General features: G+C 46.5%; 15 protein-coding genes and 1 tRNA gene. 15 read left to right on the top strand and 1 reads right to left on the bottom strand.

What is annotated here, in order from left to right:
• Nucleotides 1–291 precede the first annotated feature (291 nt).
• The 9 genes from pyrH to CCU_RS11810 all read left to right on the top strand — a co-directional run bounded on the left by pyrH (nucleotide 292) and on the right by CCU_RS11810 (nucleotide 11,676).
• Nucleotides 292–990, top strand: a complete 699-nt coding sequence (gene pyrH, locus CCU_RS11770; RefSeq protein ID WP_055145001.1) for a UMP kinase — start codon at nucleotides 292–294, stop codon at nucleotides 988–990.
• A gap of 45 nt (nucleotides 991–1,035) precedes the next feature.
• Nucleotides 1,036–1,581 (top strand): ribosome recycling factor, encoded by a 546-nt coding sequence (frr, locus tag CCU_RS11775; RefSeq protein ID WP_015534829.1) that lies wholly within the window; start codon nucleotides 1,036–1,038, stop codon nucleotides 1,579–1,581.
• A gap of 45 nt (nucleotides 1,582–1,626) precedes the next feature.
• Nucleotides 1,627–2,355 (top strand): isoprenyl transferase, encoded by a 729-nt coding sequence (locus CCU_RS11780; protein WP_022216775.1) that lies wholly within the window; start codon nucleotides 1,627–1,629, stop codon nucleotides 2,353–2,355.
• 21 nt (nucleotides 2,356–2,376) lie between these two features.
• Nucleotides 2,377–3,174, top strand: coding sequence for a phosphatidate cytidylyltransferase (locus tag CCU_RS11785; protein ID WP_015534831.1), 798 nt, complete (start codon nucleotides 2,377–2,379; stop codon nucleotides 3,172–3,174).
• Nucleotides 3,175–3,266: 92 nt separating this feature from the next.
• A complete protein-coding gene (gene dxr, locus CCU_RS11790) occupies nucleotides 3,267–4,409 on the top strand; it encodes a 1-deoxy-D-xylulose-5-phosphate reductoisomerase (RefSeq protein WP_015534832.1) in 1,143 nt (380 codons plus the stop codon).
• Nucleotide 4,410: 1 nt separating this feature from the next.
• The gene (locus CCU_RS11795; protein ID WP_055144682.1) at nucleotides 4,411–5,508 is read left to right on the top strand and encodes a M50 family metallopeptidase; all 1,098 of its coding nucleotides are present in this window, start codon (nucleotides 4,411–4,413) and stop codon (nucleotides 5,506–5,508) included.
• 58 nt (nucleotides 5,509–5,566) lie between these two features.
• Nucleotides 5,567–6,616: a flavodoxin-dependent (E)-4-hydroxy-3-methylbut-2-enyl-diphosphate synthase gene (ispG, locus tag CCU_RS11800; protein WP_015534833.1), complete on the top strand. Its 1,050-nt coding sequence runs from the start codon at nucleotides 5,567–5,569 to the stop codon at nucleotides 6,614–6,616.
• Between the two features lie 47 nt (nucleotides 6,617–6,663).
• Nucleotides 6,664–11,475, top strand: a complete 4,812-nt coding sequence (locus CCU_RS11805) for a PolC-type DNA polymerase III (RefSeq protein WP_015534834.1) — start codon at nucleotides 6,664–6,666, stop codon at nucleotides 11,473–11,475.
• A 129-nt stretch (nucleotides 11,476–11,604) separates the two neighbouring features.
• Nucleotides 11,605–11,676, top strand: a tRNA-Glu gene (locus CCU_RS11810).
• Between the two features lie 66 nt (nucleotides 11,677–11,742).
• Here the strand turns inward: CCU_RS11810 and CCU_RS11815 are convergent.
• A complete protein-coding gene (locus tag CCU_RS11815; protein ID WP_015534835.1) occupies nucleotides 11,743–12,975 on the bottom strand; it encodes a peptidoglycan-binding domain-containing protein in 1,233 nt (410 codons plus the stop codon).
• A gap of 99 nt (nucleotides 12,976–13,074) precedes the next feature.
• Between CCU_RS11815 and CCU_RS11820 the strand changes: the two genes are divergently transcribed.
• The 6 genes from CCU_RS11820 to CCU_RS11845 form a co-directional block, all read left to right on the top strand.
• Complete coding sequence (locus CCU_RS11820; RefSeq protein ID WP_015534836.1) at nucleotides 13,075–13,713, top strand: precorrin-2 dehydrogenase/sirohydrochlorin ferrochelatase family protein; 639 nt, start codon at nucleotides 13,075–13,077, stop codon at nucleotides 13,711–13,713.
• A gap of 184 nt (nucleotides 13,714–13,897) precedes the next feature.
• Entirely contained in the window at nucleotides 13,898–14,320 is a 423-nt protein-coding gene (rimP, locus tag CCU_RS11825; protein WP_055144996.1) for a ribosome maturation factor RimP, read from the top strand.
• A gap of 12 nt (nucleotides 14,321–14,332) precedes the next feature.
• Nucleotides 14,333–15,514 carry a transcription termination factor NusA gene (gene nusA / locus CCU_RS11830; RefSeq protein WP_055144675.1) on the top strand — a complete coding sequence of 394 codons (1,182 nt, stop codon included), beginning with the start codon at nucleotides 14,333–14,335 and terminating at the stop codon, nucleotides 15,512–15,514.
• 49 nt (nucleotides 15,515–15,563) lie between these two features.
• Nucleotides 15,564–15,833 (top strand): RNase P modulator RnpM, encoded by a 270-nt coding sequence (rnpM, locus tag CCU_RS11835; RefSeq protein WP_015534837.1) that lies wholly within the window; start codon nucleotides 15,564–15,566, stop codon nucleotides 15,831–15,833.
• Nucleotides 15,817–16,146 carry a L7Ae/L30e/S12e/Gadd45 family ribosomal protein gene (locus CCU_RS11840; protein WP_082418050.1) on the top strand — a complete coding sequence of 110 codons (330 nt, stop codon included), beginning with the start codon at nucleotides 15,817–15,819 and terminating at the stop codon, nucleotides 16,144–16,146. The genes rnpM and CCU_RS11840 overlap by 17 nt, the downstream gene beginning before the upstream one ends.
• 3 nt (nucleotides 16,147–16,149) lie before the next feature.
• On the top strand, nucleotides 16,150–16,628 hold a 479-nt coding region (locus CCU_RS11845; protein ID WP_208896211.1), incomplete at its 3' end, for a translation initiation factor IF-2 N-terminal domain-containing protein.

Below are 16,628 nucleotides of genomic sequence, written 5' to 3' on the forward strand. Positions count from 1 at the left end.
CCATTGTATCGACGGAGTCAGATTATTCTGATGGCTATTGATGATATCTGGGATCTGAAAGCAGGATGTCGGGTGACATATAACAGAAATAAGCATAACAGCAAGGCACATATCATATGCACGTGTACACAGTGATATGTGCCTTTCTTTTTTACTTTGAAATGTAAAGGGTATGTGCTATAATGAATCAGGTCGTCAGGCAGATGTCTGCATGGGTTATCATGCCAGGATATGACGATATATAATATGAATAATAAAATATGAACACAAAGGATGGATCGCGATATGAAGATGGACAGAATTCTGCTCAAGATGAGCGGTGAAGCTCTTGCCGGTGATAAGAAACATGGTTTTGACGAGGAGACAGTCAGAGATGTGTCCAATCAGGTAAAGCAGATAGTAGACAAGGGAATACAGGTATGTGTAGTAATAGGAGGAGGAAACTTCTGGAGAGGAAGAACCTCAGACAACATGGACAGAGTTAAGGCGGATTCCATAGGAATGCTGGCAACTGTCATGAACTGTATCTACACAGCGGACAGCTTCAGAAGCTGCGGAATAAAGACACACATCATGACACCATTTGTATGTGGTAATATGACTGAGCTTTTTGACAAGGACAAGGCAATCGCATATATGGAGCAGGGAGATGTCGTATTTTTTGCAGGTGGAATCGGCCATCCATATTTCTCAACAGATATGGCGACAGTGCTTATGGCAATAGAGGTTCAGGCAGATGTCATTCTTTCAGGTAAGGCCATCGATGGAGTATATGACAGTGATCCTAAGACCAATCCGAACGCTAAGAAGTATGACAGCATGAAGATGAGCGATATAGTAGACAACAAGCTCGGAGTAATAGATCTTGCCTCAGCAGTTCTTGCCATGGAGAACAAGATGCCTATGATGCTGTTTGGCCTGAATGATGAGAACAGCATAGTGAAAGCCGTTACAGGCGGTTTCACCGGAACATATGTGAATGCGGAATAAAAGGGAAAATAATAAGAAAAATATATAATCCAGGAGGAATGAATCATGTTAACACAGTACGAAGAGAAGATGCAGAAGTCAGTTGAGAATCTTGAGGCTGAGTATGCTACAATCAGAGCAGGAAGAGCGAACCCTAACATCCTCAACAAGATCAAGGTTGAGTATTATGGAGTTCCAACACCTATGCAGCAGCTTGCAAATATAACTGTTCCAGAGGCCAGAACACTGGTCATCGCACCATGGGAGCCATCACTTGTCAAGGAGATAGAGAAGGCTATCATGAATTCTGATCTTGGAATCACACCTAACAACGATGGAAGAAACATCATCCTTAACTTCCCAGAGCTCACAGAGGACAGAAGAAAAGAGCTCGTCAAGGATATCAAGAAGAAGGGTGAGGGCGCAAAGGTCGCTATAAGAAACATCAGACGTGATGCCAACGATGCCATCAAGAAGATGGAGAAGAACGGAGACATAAGCGAGGACGAGCTCAAGGACAACGAGGACAAGATCCAGAAGCTCACAGATAAGTACGTTGGTCAGATCGACAAGGCTGTTGAGTCAAAATCCAAGGAGATCATGACAGTATAATAATCATGGATATGATGTATCCCTCAAATGGAATGTGGAGAGAATATGAAGAGAGAGATTAACGGAGAATTACTTAATGTGCCGGAGCACGTGGCTGTGATCATGGATGGAAATGGCAGATGGGCAAAGAAGAGATTTCTTCCCAGAAACTATGGACACGCAGAGGGTGCGAAGGCTCTAGAGGCTATATGTGAAAATTGCGATAAGCTTGGAATAAAGTATCTTACAGTGTATGCTTTTTCCACGGAGAACTGGAAGAGGTCTGTTGAGGAAGTCACAGGTATCATGAATCTTTTCAGAAAGTACCTGGTTGACAGTATAGAGAGATCTAACAACTCCAACATGAAGGTTAATCTCATAGGTAAGCGAGAGGGCCTCCCGGAGGATATAGTTCAGAAGATGGATGATCTGGAGAGGGAGACTGCGGGGAATACAGGACTTCAGTTCCATATAGCGATAAACTACGGTGGACGTGATGAGATTGTCAGGGCGGTGAAGAAGATCATGAAGGATGCCGATGCGGGAAAGATCAGTGCGGATGACATTGACGAGAGCCTGTTTGCGGAATATCTCGACACAAAGGGTGTGCCTGATCCTGATCTGCTAATAAGGACAAGCGGTGAGGAGAGAACATCCAACTTCCTCCCATGGCAGCTTGCATATTCTGAGTTTTATTTCACAGACACACTGTGGCCTGATTTTGACATGGATTCTCTGATAGAAGCCGTGAGGTACTACAATAAGAGAGAGAGAAGATTCGGAGATGCAAAATAGTTATCCGGAGGATATTAGTTAATGAAACAGAGAGTGATAAGTGGTGCGGTTCTGGTAGTGATACTGGCCATCACATTATATTTTGGAGGGATAGTAACATGCGGCCTTATGGCTCTGGTATCCCTTGTGGGCAATATGGAGCTGCTCAGAGTATACGGAGTGAACAAGAAGACTCCGGGAATCGTGTGTTACCTGGCGACAGTTCTGTATTATATAGCCATATACCTGAATCGTATGGACATTATTGTTCCTATGATGGTCGTATATTTATTGGTTATGCTTGCTGTGTATGTGCTGACATTCCCAACATACAGCGATAAACAGATCATGGCGGCATTTATGGATTTCTTCTATGTAAGTGTCATGCTGTCATTTGTATATCTCATAAGAAACATGGAGCATGGACTGGTACTTGTCCTGCTGATATTTGTCAGCTCATGGATAAATGATACATGTGCTTACTTCGTGGGAAGAGCCCTCGGAAAGCACAAGATGGCACCTGTGCTCAGCCCTAAGAAGAGCATAGAGGGTCTTATCGGCGGTATCGTTGGAGCAGGTGTATTCGGAGCGGTGTTTGGCATACTGTTTGATAAGTATGTAGACACCATGAACTATGCGCCATTACTTTTTGCAGTTGTCGGCGCTGTCGGTGCACTTCCGGCGGTTATTGGAGATCTGGCAGCATCTGCGATAAAGAGAAATAACGACATCAAGGACTACGGAAAGCTGATTCCGGGTCACGGAGGAATATTGGACAGATTTGACAGCATAATATTTACAGCACCGATAATTTATTATCTGCTTGTATATCTGCTGTAGGATATATGATGGGCAGTGCCCAGTGGGTTCACTGGATACTGCCTATTATATTCGGATAGATGATCCGGGAAAGTCGGATACGGGAGGATAACATGAAGAATGTAGCGATAATTGGCTCTACAGGTTCAATTGGAACACAGACCCTTGAGATAGTTAGGGTTCAGGAAGATCTGAATATAGTGGCGCTTGCCGCCGGAAGTAATATAGAGCTCCTGGAAAAACAGGCGAGGGAGTTTTCGCCCGAGGTTGTGGGAATATGGAGCGAAGAGAATGCTGCGAGACTCAGAGAGAGCCTTGCGGACACTGACATAAGAGTTGTTGCGGGCATGGACGGATTGATAGAGATAGCAGAGCTTTCGTCATCAGACATCCTTGTCACGGCAATAGTTGGCATGATCGGAATAAGACCGACTATAGCAGCCATAAATGCGGGAAAGGACATAGCACTTGCCAATAAAGAGACTCTGGTGACAGCGGGACATATCATCATGCCGCTGGCGGCGGAGAAGAATGTAGCGATACTGCCTGTTGACAGCGAACATTCCGCTATATTCCAGTCCCTTCAGGGAAATGTGCACGGTGATGTGGAGAAGATACTGCTCACAGCGTCAGGTGGGCCTTTCAGGGGAAAGGATACCGCATTTCTTGAGAATGTTCAGGTGGAGGATGCGCTCAAGCATCCAAACTGGAGTATGGGAAGAAAGATAACAATAGATTCAGCAACCATGGTCAACAAGGGACTTGAGGTTATAGAGGCAAAGTGGCTCTTTGATGTGAAGCCGGAGAATATCCAGGTGGTAGTCCAGCCACAGAGCATAATCCACTCGATGGTTGAGTACAGGGACGGCGCAGTTATAGCACAGCTTGGAACTCCTGACATGAAGCTTCCGATACAGTACGCTTTGTGTTATCCGGAGAGAAGATACATGGACGGTGACAGACTGGACTTCTGGACTATGAACTCGATTCTTCTTGAGAAGCCGGACATGGATACATTTAAGGGCTTAAAGTATGCGTATTCTGCCATAGCAGATGGCGGTTCAATGCCGACTGTATTCAATGCGGCAAATGAGTGCGCAGTGGCAAAATTCCTTGACAGGAAGATACGCTTCCTCGATATATACAGGATAATAGAGGAGTGTATGGCGAGTCATACAGTTATAGAAAACCCTGACGTGTCACAGATACTTGACACTGAGCGCTGGGTATATGATTTTGTAGAAAGCAGGTGGTAGATTGAACATAATTCTCATAATTCTAGTATTTGGTGTGATAATATTTTTCCATGAGCTTGGACATTTTATTGTCGCAAAGATCAATCATATATCGGTAATTGAGTTTTCCATGGGACTTGGCCCAAAGCTCTTCTCGTTTACCAAGAAGGATACACAGTATTCACTGAGACTCATACCTCTGGGCGGTTATTGTATGTTGCTAAGCGAAGGCGAGGAAGGTCATGAGGATGACGAGAACGCATTTGAGAAGAAGTCCATATGGGTGCGTATGGCGGAGGTTCTTGCCGGTCCGTTCATGAACATAGTTATAGCATTTATCTTTTCAGCGGTCATAATCCACTTCTGTGGTACAGATCCTGCGACTATCGGCAGGGTGTACGACAGCGAGATGGCGAAGGAAAGCGAGTATGCGGATGTTGTCAAGGAGTTCAATGGAGTTTATCCTGCGGAGCAGGCCGGGATAGAGGATGGAGATACCGTCCTTGAGATCGGCGGAAGCAAGATCAAGAACTTCAGGGAACTTCAGATATATCTTGAGATATACGGGGACGGTTCTCCTATAGACCTCAAGATGCAGAAGAAGGATGGCACGGTGTACGATACGACTGTATATCCGGTGGAGACAAGTGCAGGTTATAAGGTGGGAATCGTAAGCTGCGGTTATGTCTTGCCACAGAATTTTGGCGAGCTGATGAAGTATTCTGCCTATGAGGTCAGATACTGGGTCAAGGCCACGTTCCTGAGCCTTAAGCTCATAGTCACCAGACAGGTCAGCTCAGATGAGGTGTCCGGCCCTGTGGGTGTGGCAAAGTCCATGAACGATACGTTCAATGAGGCTGCAAAGGTCGATGTCCTTACGGTTCTCCTCAACTGGATGAACTATATAGTGCTTCTCTCGGCCAACCTTGGAATCATGAATATGCTTCCGATACCGGGACTTGACGGAGGACGTTTCCTGTTTCTGCTGATCGAGCTTATAACCAGGCGGAAGGTTCCGAAGGACAAGGAAAACATAGTCACATTTGTGGGATTTGTGCTGGTCATGATCCTCATGGTCGTAATATTGTTCAATGATATAAAGAATGTATTTTTCAGTTAAAGGCAATTAAAGAAGGAGGAAAGGCGCTAGTGCTTATGTACTGGCGCTGTGAGTATATATGAAGACAAGAGAGATCCATATAGGTGACAGGGTTATAGGCGGAGGCAATCCGATACTTATACAGTCCATGACCAACACAAAGACGAGCGATGTGGAGGCTACGGTTGCACAGATACTCCAGCTTGAGAAGGCCGGATGTGACATAATCAGATGTACGATAAACGATGAGGCTGCAGCAGATGCAATCCCGGCTATAAAGAAACAGATCCACATTCCGCTTGTGGGCGACATACATTTTGACTACAGGCTTGCCATAAAGGCCATAGAAAATGGTGTGGACAAGATCAGGATAAATCCGGGAAATATCGGAGGACAGGAGAAGCTGGCAAAGGTAGTCGAGGCTGCCAGAAAGAGAAATATTCCTATAAGGGTCGGTGTAAACAGTGGTTCTCTGGAGAAGAATCTCGTGGAGAAGTACGGCGGAGTGACCGCAGAGGGAATAGTTGAGAGCGCTCTTGACAAGGTGCGCATGATCGAGGAGCTTGACTATCACAACATAGTCATAAGCATCAAGTCGTCTGATGTTATGATGTGCGTGAGAGCCCATGAGCTCATCGCGGACAAGACAGATTACCCTCTGCATGTGGGAATCACGGAGTCAGGAACCGTCACAAGAGGAAATATCAAATCATCGGTGGGACTTGGAATCATACTCCATGAGGGAATAGGCGATACGATAAGAGTGTCCCTGACAGGAGATCCGGTGGATGAGATCCTGTCGGCAAAGCTTATTCTCAAGGCTCTTGGACTCAGAAAGGGCGGAGTAGAGCTTGTGTCATGTCCGACCTGTGGACGTACTGAGATTGACCTTATCGGACTTGCAAACAAGGTTGAAAAGCTTGTGTCAGACTATGACAATCTCAATATTAAAGTCGCAGTTATGGGGTGTGTGGTGAACGGCCCGGGAGAGGCCAAGGAGGCAGACCTTGGTATTGCAGGAGGCAAGGGCTGCGGACTGCTCATCAAAAAGGGTGAGATAGTAGGCAAACTCAGTGAGGATGAATTTATACCGGCGCTGAAGCGCGAGTTAGATAATTGGAGTGAATAGGATTGAACAACGAAGATCGTATTTGGGAACAAGAGAATATAGATCAGATGTATGCCGATGAGATGCAGACTCAGATGGATTATGAAGCCCAAATGGCTGAACAGGAGATGTATGAGAGCCAGATGTATGCTGATATGCAGCAGGAGAGCGCATCGTACACCCAGGCGGATGTTCACGACTCGGACTGGCATATCGCAGATGATATGGAGGAAGATGCCGAGGACGAAGACGTGGTCAGTGATGGCTCTGCAACGGCGGTTTCAGATGCCGGAAATGAGCAGGCGGAGCTCTTCATGACGGTGTTCCCCGGAGTGGAGATGACTAAGGAGCTTGCAGGTCTGTTCACCGAGGTGTATGTGACAAAAGTCACGATATATGACAGTAAAAATATCCTGCAGGTTGACATAAGATCGAGACATATAATAAGCAGACCGAATATAGAAAAGGCGGAGGAGTGTATCCGTAAGTTTGTATTTGGCAATAAAAGGTATACGGTCCAGATACGGGAACACTATACACTTTCTACACAGTACAATCTCGAAGCAATAGTCAAAGCATATCAGGACAGCATACTCTACGATATAAGATCATTCAGCAATGTGGGCTACAGGCTTATATCCAGATCGATAGGAGAACTGTACTGTGACGGAGACGCGATAACCATAGCTATAGAGGACAGTAAGATAGCGCATATACACGCTGAGAAAATAAAGGCGTATATGGAGGAGATGTTCCAGGAGAGATTTGACCTGAATGTCAATGTTGCATTTGAGTACAGTGAGGCGGACAAGGAGAAGCTGAGGAGAGCCAGTGCACTTGTTGAGCAGCAGAAGATAGATGCCATATTGAACAACCTCAGGGATCATGGCGACATCATCGTGGATGGAAAGGCCGTGGACAAGGATAAGCTCGGAGTGTCGAAGAAGGAAGATAAGAAGAGCGAGGGACACAAGCCTGATGAGAAGAAGGCTGCTCCTGCATCCTCCGGCGGCGATTCAGGCCAGAAAAATGGCGGTGAAAAGGAGAAGTTCGGAAGAAGGCGAAGATATTCAGATGATCCAGAGGTGTTCATAGGAAGAGATGTGGAGGGCAAGCTGCTTGAGATATCCAGCATCAACGATGGTATCGGAGAGGTCGTCATCCACGGACAGATCATGAGCACTGAGGAGAGAGAGCTCCGAAATGGCAAGATCATACTGACGGGATATATAACAGATTTCACAGACACCATAGGCTTCAAGATGTTCTGCAGTCCTGAGGATATGGAGGTCTACCGCGAGGAGATACAGAAGGGTAAGTTCTATAGGATGAAGGGCCTTGCCGAGTTCGACTCGTATGCCAAGGAGGTTATGATATGCCGAGTGCTCGGTATGAAGCACATTCAGGACTTTCGTGTACCTCGTATGGATACATATCCTGAGAAGCGTGTCGAGCTTCACATGCATACCAAGATGAGCGAGATGGACAGCGTGGTCGATATAGAGACCATCGTGAAGCGTGCCAGCGACTGGGGACACCCTGCCATAGCGATCACGGATCACGGTGTTGTTCAGGCTTTCCCTATAGCAAACCATACAAAGGGACTCAGAAAAGATTTCAAGATCATATATGGTGTCGAGGGTTACTTTGTCGATGACCTGAAGGATCTGGTTAAGAACTCAAGGAATCAGAGCCTTGATTCGGAATACGTGGTATTTGATATAGAGACAACGGGACTTTCCAAGAAGCACAACAAGATCATAGAGATCGGTGCGGTCAAGGTGAAGGACGGAGAGGTCGTAGATACATTCTCGGAGTTTATAAATCCGGGTGTGCCTATCCCATACCAGATAGAACAGCTCACATCCATAAATGATGATATGGTAAAGGATGCGCCGATGTTCGATGTGATCGTTCCGAGATTTGTGGAGTTCTGCGGTGACGATATCGTGGTTGCCCACAATGCGTCATTTGATACGGGATTTGTGAGAATGAATGCGGAGGAGCTTGGACTTAAGTTCGACAACACGGTTCTGGATACCATGACGCTCAGCCATATACTGCTGCCGGAGCTTGGAAAATTCACTCTGGACAGAGTGTGTAAGGAACTCAAAGTCGTGAATGCGCATCACCACAGAGCCATAGACGATGCGGAGGCCACGGCGAAAGTATTCTTCAAGCTGCTCGACATGCTGAAGGAGAGAGATGTTAAGACCATGGATGATCTAAATGTCCTTGGAAGCACCTCACCTGATGCGATCAAGAAGGATAAGACATATCACGGAATCATCCTGGCAAAGAACGAGATAGGAAGAGTCAATCTGTACAGGCTCATATCTGAGTCACATCTGACATATTTTGCGCGAAGGCCGCGTATGCCGATGAGTCTCATCAACAAATACAGAGAGGGTCTGATAATAGGCTCTGCCTGTGAGGCGGGAGAGCTGTTCTGTGCCATAGTTGATGATGCGTCGGATGAGGAGATAGTGAGACTGGTCAACTGGTTTGACTACCTTGAGATACAGCCGCTTGGCAACAATGAATTCATGACGAGGGATACAAGGAATCCAAAGACCATGGACGATCTGATCGGATACAACAAGAGGATTGTGGAGCTCGGAGAGATGTTCAACAAGCCAGTGGTCGCAACCTGTGATGTGCATTTCCTTGATCCTGAGGATTATATATACAGGGCGATCATCATGAAGAGCAAGGGCTTTGACGACGCTGATATGCAGCCACCGCTGTATTTCCGTACCACGGAGGAGATGCTGGCAGAGTTCCAGTATCTTGGAAGTGACAAGGCCAAGGAAGTCGTCATCACAAACACGAATATGATAGCGGACATGATAGAGAGGATAGAGCCGGTCAGACCGGACAAGGCGCCTCCTATCATCGAGAATTCGGATCAGACACTTACGGATATATGTTATACCAAGGCACATGAGATATATGGCCCAGACCTGCCACCTCAGGTTCAGGAGAGACTTGACAGGGAGCTGCACTCCATCATTTCAAATGGATTTGCGGTTATGTACATCATCGCACAGAAGCTTGTGTGGGATTCCAATGACCACGGATATCTGGTTGGTTCCCGAGGTTCGGTTGGATCTTCATTTGTCGCAACAATGGCCGGTATCACGGAGGTAAATCCGCTGTCGGCTCACTATATCTGTCCGAAATGCCACTTTGTGGATTTTGATTCAGAGCTTGTAAAGTCGTATTCGGGAATGAGCGGATGTGATATGCCGGACAGAGACTGTCCGAATTGTGGAACACCGCTTATAAAGGAAGGACACGATATACCATTCGAGACATTCCTTGGATTCAACGGAGACAAGGAGCCTGATATCGATCTGAACTTCTCGGGTGAGTATCAGTCGAAGGCACATGCATACACCGAGGTACTCTTCGGCAAGGGCAAGGCATTCAAGGCGGGAACCGTAGGTGGTGTTGCGGAAAAGACAGCATTTGGATATGTGTACAATTATTTCAAGGATCACTCCAAAGAGGAGCTTATGGCGGAGGCCAAGGCATCCGGAATGGATGAGAAATCCGCGAAGAAGTACGCTGAGGAGAATGCAACAGTTACAAAGAGAAGGTGTGAGATGGAGCGTCTGGCTCTTGGATGTACTGGTGTCAGAAGAACTACGGGTCAGCATCCGGGTGGTATGATAGTTCTCCCGAGACACGAGGAGATATATTCATTTACACCTATACAGCACCCGGCAAATGATGTGACATCGGATATCATAACGTCACATTTTGAGTACCATTCAATCGATCATAACCTGCTGAAGCTCGATATTCTTGGACACGATGATCCGACCATGATCAGGCGTCTGGAGGATCTGACGGGACTTGATGCCACGAAGATAAGACTTGACGACAAGGATGTCATGGAATTGTTTCACAGCACAAAGTCGCTGGGGATCACACCGGAGGATATCAATGGGATACCTCTTGGAAGCCTGGGGGTGCCGGAGTTCGGAACAGACTTTGCTATGCAGATGCTTATAGATGCCAAGCCGACATGTTTCTCAGATCTTGTGCGAATAGCGGGTCTGGCGCATGGAACCGATGTATGGCTGGGCAACGCGCAGGAGCTCATCAAGTCGGGCAAGTGTACCATATCGACAGCCATTTGTTGTCGTGACGATATTATGGTTTATCTGATACACATGGGACTTGATGCCGGACTTGCCTTCAACATCATGGAGAAGGTTCGTAAGGGAATAGTTGCCAAGGGCAAATGTGACAAATGGGATGACTGGAAGGCGGAGATGGCTGCCCACGGAGTACCGGACTGGTACGTATGGTCATGTCAGAAGATCAAGTACATGTTCCCGAAGGCCCATGCGGCGGCCTATGTCATGATGGCGTGGAGAATTGCCTGGTTCAAGGTCAATTATCCGCTTGAATACTATACAGCATTCTTCAGTATCAGAGCTGATGACTTCAGCTATGAGATGATGTGCTTTGGCAAGGAGAGAGTTCTCTTCCATATCAATGAGATAAGCAAGGTGGACAAGAACAAGAGATCAGCCAAGGACGAGGGCAAGCTCAAGGATCTGAAGATAGTTCTCGAGATGTACGCAAGAGGCTACGACTTTGTTCCAATAGATATATACAAGGCAAAGGCTGACAGGTTCCAGATAATAGACGGCAAGATCATGCCATCCTTCGCATCCATAGAAGGAATGGGAGAGAAGGCTGCACAGCAGCTCTACGATGCCGCCCAGAAGGGGCCGTTCCTCTCTAAGGAGGAGATCAATGAGCGTGCAAAGATCGGCAAGGGAACCATCGAGAAGATGAGTGAGCTGGGCATCCTGGACGGAATGCCGGAGACAAATCAGCTTTCGCTGTTTGACTTTATGTAGGCTGGCGGAACAAATTAAGTCAATAATCTGAAAAAAGTTTGCAATTTTATAAAAAAAGTGCTTGCATTCTGCTTTCGTTTCTGTTATATTAAACAGGTCGCAAGCGAAGCGGCAGGATACAAGACCTATGGTTCGTTGGTCAAGCGGCTAAGACGTCGCCCTCTCACGGCGAAAACAGGGGTTCGATTCCCCTACGAACTGCTAAAAGCTGAAATCATTAAGATTTCAGCTTTTTTGTGTTTTCATGCCATAGTGTGTGAAGCGGTGCTACACATTCTCCGCAATCTTCGTAACTCCCACATATATCTGTGAAATTTTATACCACGTTTTATAGTCGGTGACTCCGGTAACCGGAAGATTGAATATCTGCTGGAACTTTCTCACAGCATCAGCGGTGTTCTGACCATATACGCCGTCGACGGTTACGGTACCGATGGCAGGATAGTTGAGTGCGATCCTGGCGAGCTGTCTCTGGAGCTGGGAGACCTTGTCACCGCTTGAGCCGATGGTCAGCTCGTAGCCCGGATAAGAAGAAGGTATACCGGATATAGTCTCCGAGGTGTTGATGTATATTGTATCCCCGTAATAGTATCTGAGAATCTGGATGGCGGTAAGACCGTCGTCTGCCAGGGATTTTGACCCCCACTGTGTCATCCAGCCCGGACAGGATACACGTCTGCCGTCGCAGTATTGGGTGAACAGTGGCTGTGTAACGTTGGGCTTTGAGAGATAGTTGGCGAACATCTCATCGACGATCTGGGAGACATTTTCAAATATGGTTGCATTGTAGACCCACTTCTGGTCGAACGCGGTATTGCTCGTGATAGTAAAGTCGTATCCTTTTCCCCTGTACCACTCGGTATAGACCCTATTAAGGGTAAATGACTGTATCGCAAGTACATTTGCACGGATGGCTGCATCAGGCCAGGTGGAATATATCTCGTTGCAGGCAACATTCTTTATGTAATCCTTATATGGAACATAGTAGTCCCTGGCGGTGGAGTCCGCCGGGGCGCCGTCATGGACAACTATGGTCTCAGGTACAACGACGCGGCTCAACACTATGCCGCCTGATGGATTCACCGGCTTTATCATGTCCTCGGCGATCTTGGGTGGATACTGCTCCCAGAGGGTGTGGGCGTCGAGAACGGTAGGGTTCGTATCGCTTCCATCGGATGGTGTCAGCTCTATGTTCTGGATCCCGTTCTCACCGGAGAATATCTGAACCCCGGAGATGAAGCGCTCGTTGTATCCGGGAGCGTTCACAAGCACGTTGTATTCCGAGTATGGCTGGTTTTCGCCAGGCTCCAGACTGTAGGCGACATCGGGGGCGGGAAGCTCTTCGTCGATGACGATACCATTTTCATCGGTGATAAATTCCTCTGAGGTGGAATCGGGCATTCCCGTAGGGCTTATGTATACGGAAGCACCCTCGACGGGAAAGAAATTGTTGTTCGTTATCTGAATTTTTAGTGAGCCAACGTTATTTGTAATTGCCATTTCTTAATTCCTCATTTATAATTTGCTGTGAAAGTTTTTTAAGCAGCTTTCACAGTAAGTATATGACTAGATTTATAGAATATTCGGAGGAGATAAGATATGGCATACTTTCCAATGTACATCGATCTTGAGGGCAAGAAAGTAATAGTTGTAGGTGGAGGTAAGGCAGCACTTAGAAAGATCAATTCGCTGCTGTATTTCGGAGCGAAGATAGCGGTCATTGCGCCAAAGGTGTGCGATGATATAAAAGCGATAAAGGGAATAAATGTACATGAGAGCAACGTGGCACTTGACATACTGCAGAATGCAGACATTGTTGTGGCGGCAACCAGGCGCCCGGAGATCAATGCCAAGATAGGTACATATTGTAATGACAGGGGCATCATGGTAAATGTGGCTGATAACAAGGAGCTCAGCAGCTTCCTGTTTCCAGGCGTTATCGTCCGCGGAGATCTTGTGGTGGGAGTCACAACAGGCGGCAACAGCCAGGCGGTATCCAAGCAGATCAGGAATATGATAGACAGGATGCTTCCAGAGGAGTATGAGGCGCTCACAAGAAAGATGGGAGCGTACACAGAGCTTGCAAATGTCAACATCAAGAGCACGGCACTTAGGGAGGAAGCACTGGATGAACTCGTCAAGGTTGCACTGTCCAACAAATGCGTTCTTGACGACAAGAAGGCGAACAAGGTGCTTGACAAATATTACCGTGAGGACGCAGCCAGAAGAAACGCATAAATATTTGTTAATATTTGTACTTGAATTATTTGATAATTATGATACAATAAGTAAGATTGTTATAGATTACAGCATGAGAGTGGGCCTTGGCCCACTCTCAATTGTTGTGGGGATAATATTTTACAGAAAGGTGGTCGTATTTACGAAGAGAGCGGATATTGAAGCAAAGACGGAGGCACTTGTGATGCCGATCATTGAGGCGAACAATCTGGAGCTTGTTGATGTGGAGTACGTCAAGGAAGGCAGTGATTATTACCTCAGAGTGTATGCGGACAAGGAAGGTGGCATCACGATCGGTGATTGCGAGATAGTGAACAGAGCACTTGGAGACCTGCTTGACCAGGATGATTATATAGGAGATGCCTATATACTGGAGGTCAGCTCACCGGGGCTTACGAGACCACTGAAGAAAGAGAAGGATTTCAAGAGAAGCATAGGTAAGGTCGTGGAGATCAAGACATTTGCCAAGGTGAATGGTGCAAAGGAATTCGAGGGTGTGCTCAAGGCATATGATGAGAATACAGTTACCATTGAGCTTGAGGATGAGACAGAGATAACGATAACGAGAAAAGATATTTCCATGATACGATTAGCATTTATATATTAGGAGGATAAAAAGGTGTCAGAGATCATTGAAGCATTGAATCAGCTTGAGAAGGAGAGAAACATTAGCAAGGATGTTCTGCTTGAGGCTATAGAGAGATCACTCAAGACAGCCTGCAAGAAGGATTTCAATACAGACGAGAACATTACAGTTTCACTGGACAGAGAGACTGGTGAGTGCCATGTATATGCAGCCAAAGAGGTTGTTGAGGAAGTTGAGAATCCTGCATGCCAGATAACACTGGAGCAGGCCAAGATGATAAGCAGCAAGTACGAGATAGGTGATACAGTAAATATAGAGATCACAACTAAGAACTTTGGAAGAATCGCAGCCCAGCGTGCGAGAAATGTCATCGTTCAGGCGATCAACGAGAACGAGAGAGCAGCTATATACGATCACTTCCATATGAAGGAGAAGGATATCGTAACAGGAATCGTTCAGAGACAGGTTGGAGACAGCGTGAATGTGAGCCTTGATGACAAGACAGAGGCACTCTTAAAGCCGTCAGAGATGATCGAGGGAGAGAGCTACGAGAGAGGCGACAGAATAAAGCTTTATATCACAGAGGTCAAGAAGACAAACAGAGGACCAAGGATCACTGTATCAAGAACTCATCCAGAGCTCGTCAAGAGACTTTTTGAGAAGGAAGTAACAGAGATCGCAGACGGAACAGTTGAGATCAAGAGCTTCTGCAGAGAGGCAGGATCAAGATCTAAGATCGCAGTATGGTCAAACGATGAGAACGTCGATGCAGTTGGAGCATGCGTAGGAATCAATGGTGACAGAGTAAATGCTGTCGTTGCAGATCTGAACGGTGAAAAGATCGACATCATTCCTTGGAGTGAGAACCCTGCTGAGTTTATTTACAATGCGCTCAGTCCTTCAGATGTTGAGGACGTATCAGTTGATCTTGATGAGAAGACAGCATTTGTCGTAGTACCTGATACACAGCTTTCACTTGCAATCGGTAAGAAGGGTCAGAATGCCCGCCTTGCAGCCAAGCTGACAGGATACAAGATCGATATTAAGAGCCATTCAAAGGCCGAGGAGATGGGTTACTTTGATGAGCAGCCAGAGGATGAGAACTTTGATCCTTATAACGAAGATGAATATTATGATGAAGTAAGCGAAGATAAAGATGCCGATGCTGCTTCATTTGACATAGATGAAACAGTAGACACAAACGACGAAGAGTAATCATTTGCATTGATGTAGTGGCACATGATAGAGAATAGGGAGTGATGAGATGGCAAAGAAGGTACCTCTGAGGCAATGCCTTGGATGCCGTGAGATGATGCCGAAGAGTGAGCTGATAAGGATAGTCCGAAGCAATGACGGGCAGTTCGCAGTTGATGCAACCGGCAAGCTCAACGGAAGAGGCGCTTATATATGCAAGAGATCCGAGTGCCTTAAGAAGGCGGTTGGAAGCAAAGCACTTGAGAAGGCTTTCAAGGTCAGCATACCTGCTGAGGTGTATGAACAATTAGACAAGGAGCTGCGTGACATTGAAGAATAACAAGATCTACTCGTTAATTTCTCTGTGTGCCAGAGCCAGAAGGCTGTGCAGTGGCAATTTCTCAGTAGAGAAAGCAGTTAAGAATCAGAGCGCGTACGTGGTCATTGTGGCGAAGGACGCTTCTGACAATACGAAGAAACTTTTCGACCAGAAATGTAATTATTATGGGATTCCTTATTATGAGTACGGGACAAAGGATGAGCTTGGCAAGTACAGTGGCAATGAGATGAGAACATCCATTGCGATACTTGACGAGGGATTCGGGAATCAGATCATAAAGTACATGAATGTAAATGAAAACATGGAGGTGTAACATTTGGCTAAAATCAGAGTACACGAATTATCAAAACAGTTAAACATTTCAAATAAAGATATCATAGATACACTTGGCGCAAAGGGAATAGAGATCAAGAGTCATATGTCCAATCTGGACGATTCGATGGTTGGAATAATTAAAGCTAAGTTTGGAGCAAAGACTGCGCCAAAGGCCGAGGCTCCAAAGGCTGAGACCCCAAAGCCTGCAGCACCAAAGCAGGAGGCTCCAAAGGCAGCGCCTAAGACAGAGCAGCCAAAGCCTGAGACAGCAAAGCCTGCTGCAGCGCCAAAGGCGGACGCGCAGAAGCAGAATCCTTCAAGGGATGACAATTCAGCAGCCAGACAGGGTTCTGGCAATCATGTAAGATTTGCCAGGGAGGACAGAAACGGCGGCAAGATGAATAACAACGGTAACAGAGTCAGATTTAACAACGACAGACAGGGCGGTTCAGACAGAGCCAGATTCAGCAACGACAGGAA

Origin of the sequence: Coprococcus sp. ART55/1 (assembly GCF_000210595.1) — a bacterium.
GTDB lineage: Bacteria > Bacillota > Clostridia > Lachnospirales > Lachnospiraceae > Coprococcus > Coprococcus aceti.

Coding starts and splice junctions, on each gene's coding strand:
- pyrH (WP_055145001.1), top strand. CDS start 292: ATGGACAGAATTCTGCTCAAGATGAGCGGTGAAGCTCTTGCCGGTGAT.
- dxr (WP_015534832.1), top strand. CDS start 3,267: ATGAAGAATGTAGCGATAATTGGCTCTACAGGTTCAATTGGAACACAG.
- CCU_RS11815 (WP_015534835.1), bottom strand. CDS start 12,975: ATGGCAATTACAAATAACGTTGGCTCACTAAAAATTCAGATAACGAAC.
- CCU_RS11820 (WP_015534836.1), top strand. CDS start 13,075: ATGGCATACTTTCCAATGTACATCGATCTTGAGGGCAAGAAAGTAATA.
- rnpM (WP_015534837.1), top strand. CDS start 15,564: ATGGCAAAGAAGGTACCTCTGAGGCAATGCCTTGGATGCCGTGAGATG.
- ispG (WP_015534833.1), top strand. CDS start 5,567: ATGAAGACAAGAGAGATCCATATAGGTGACAGGGTTATAGGCGGAGGC.
- CCU_RS11785 (WP_015534831.1), top strand. CDS start 2,377: ATGAAACAGAGAGTGATAAGTGGTGCGGTTCTGGTAGTGATACTGGCC.
- frr (WP_015534829.1), top strand. CDS start 1,036: ATGTTAACACAGTACGAAGAGAAGATGCAGAAGTCAGTTGAGAATCTT.
- rimP (WP_055144996.1), top strand. CDS start 13,898: ATGCCGATCATTGAGGCGAACAATCTGGAGCTTGTTGATGTGGAGTAC.
- CCU_RS11780 (WP_022216775.1), top strand. CDS start 1,627: ATGAAGAGAGAGATTAACGGAGAATTACTTAATGTGCCGGAGCACGTG.
- CCU_RS11805 (WP_015534834.1), top strand. CDS start 6,664: ATGTATGCCGATGAGATGCAGACTCAGATGGATTATGAAGCCCAAATG.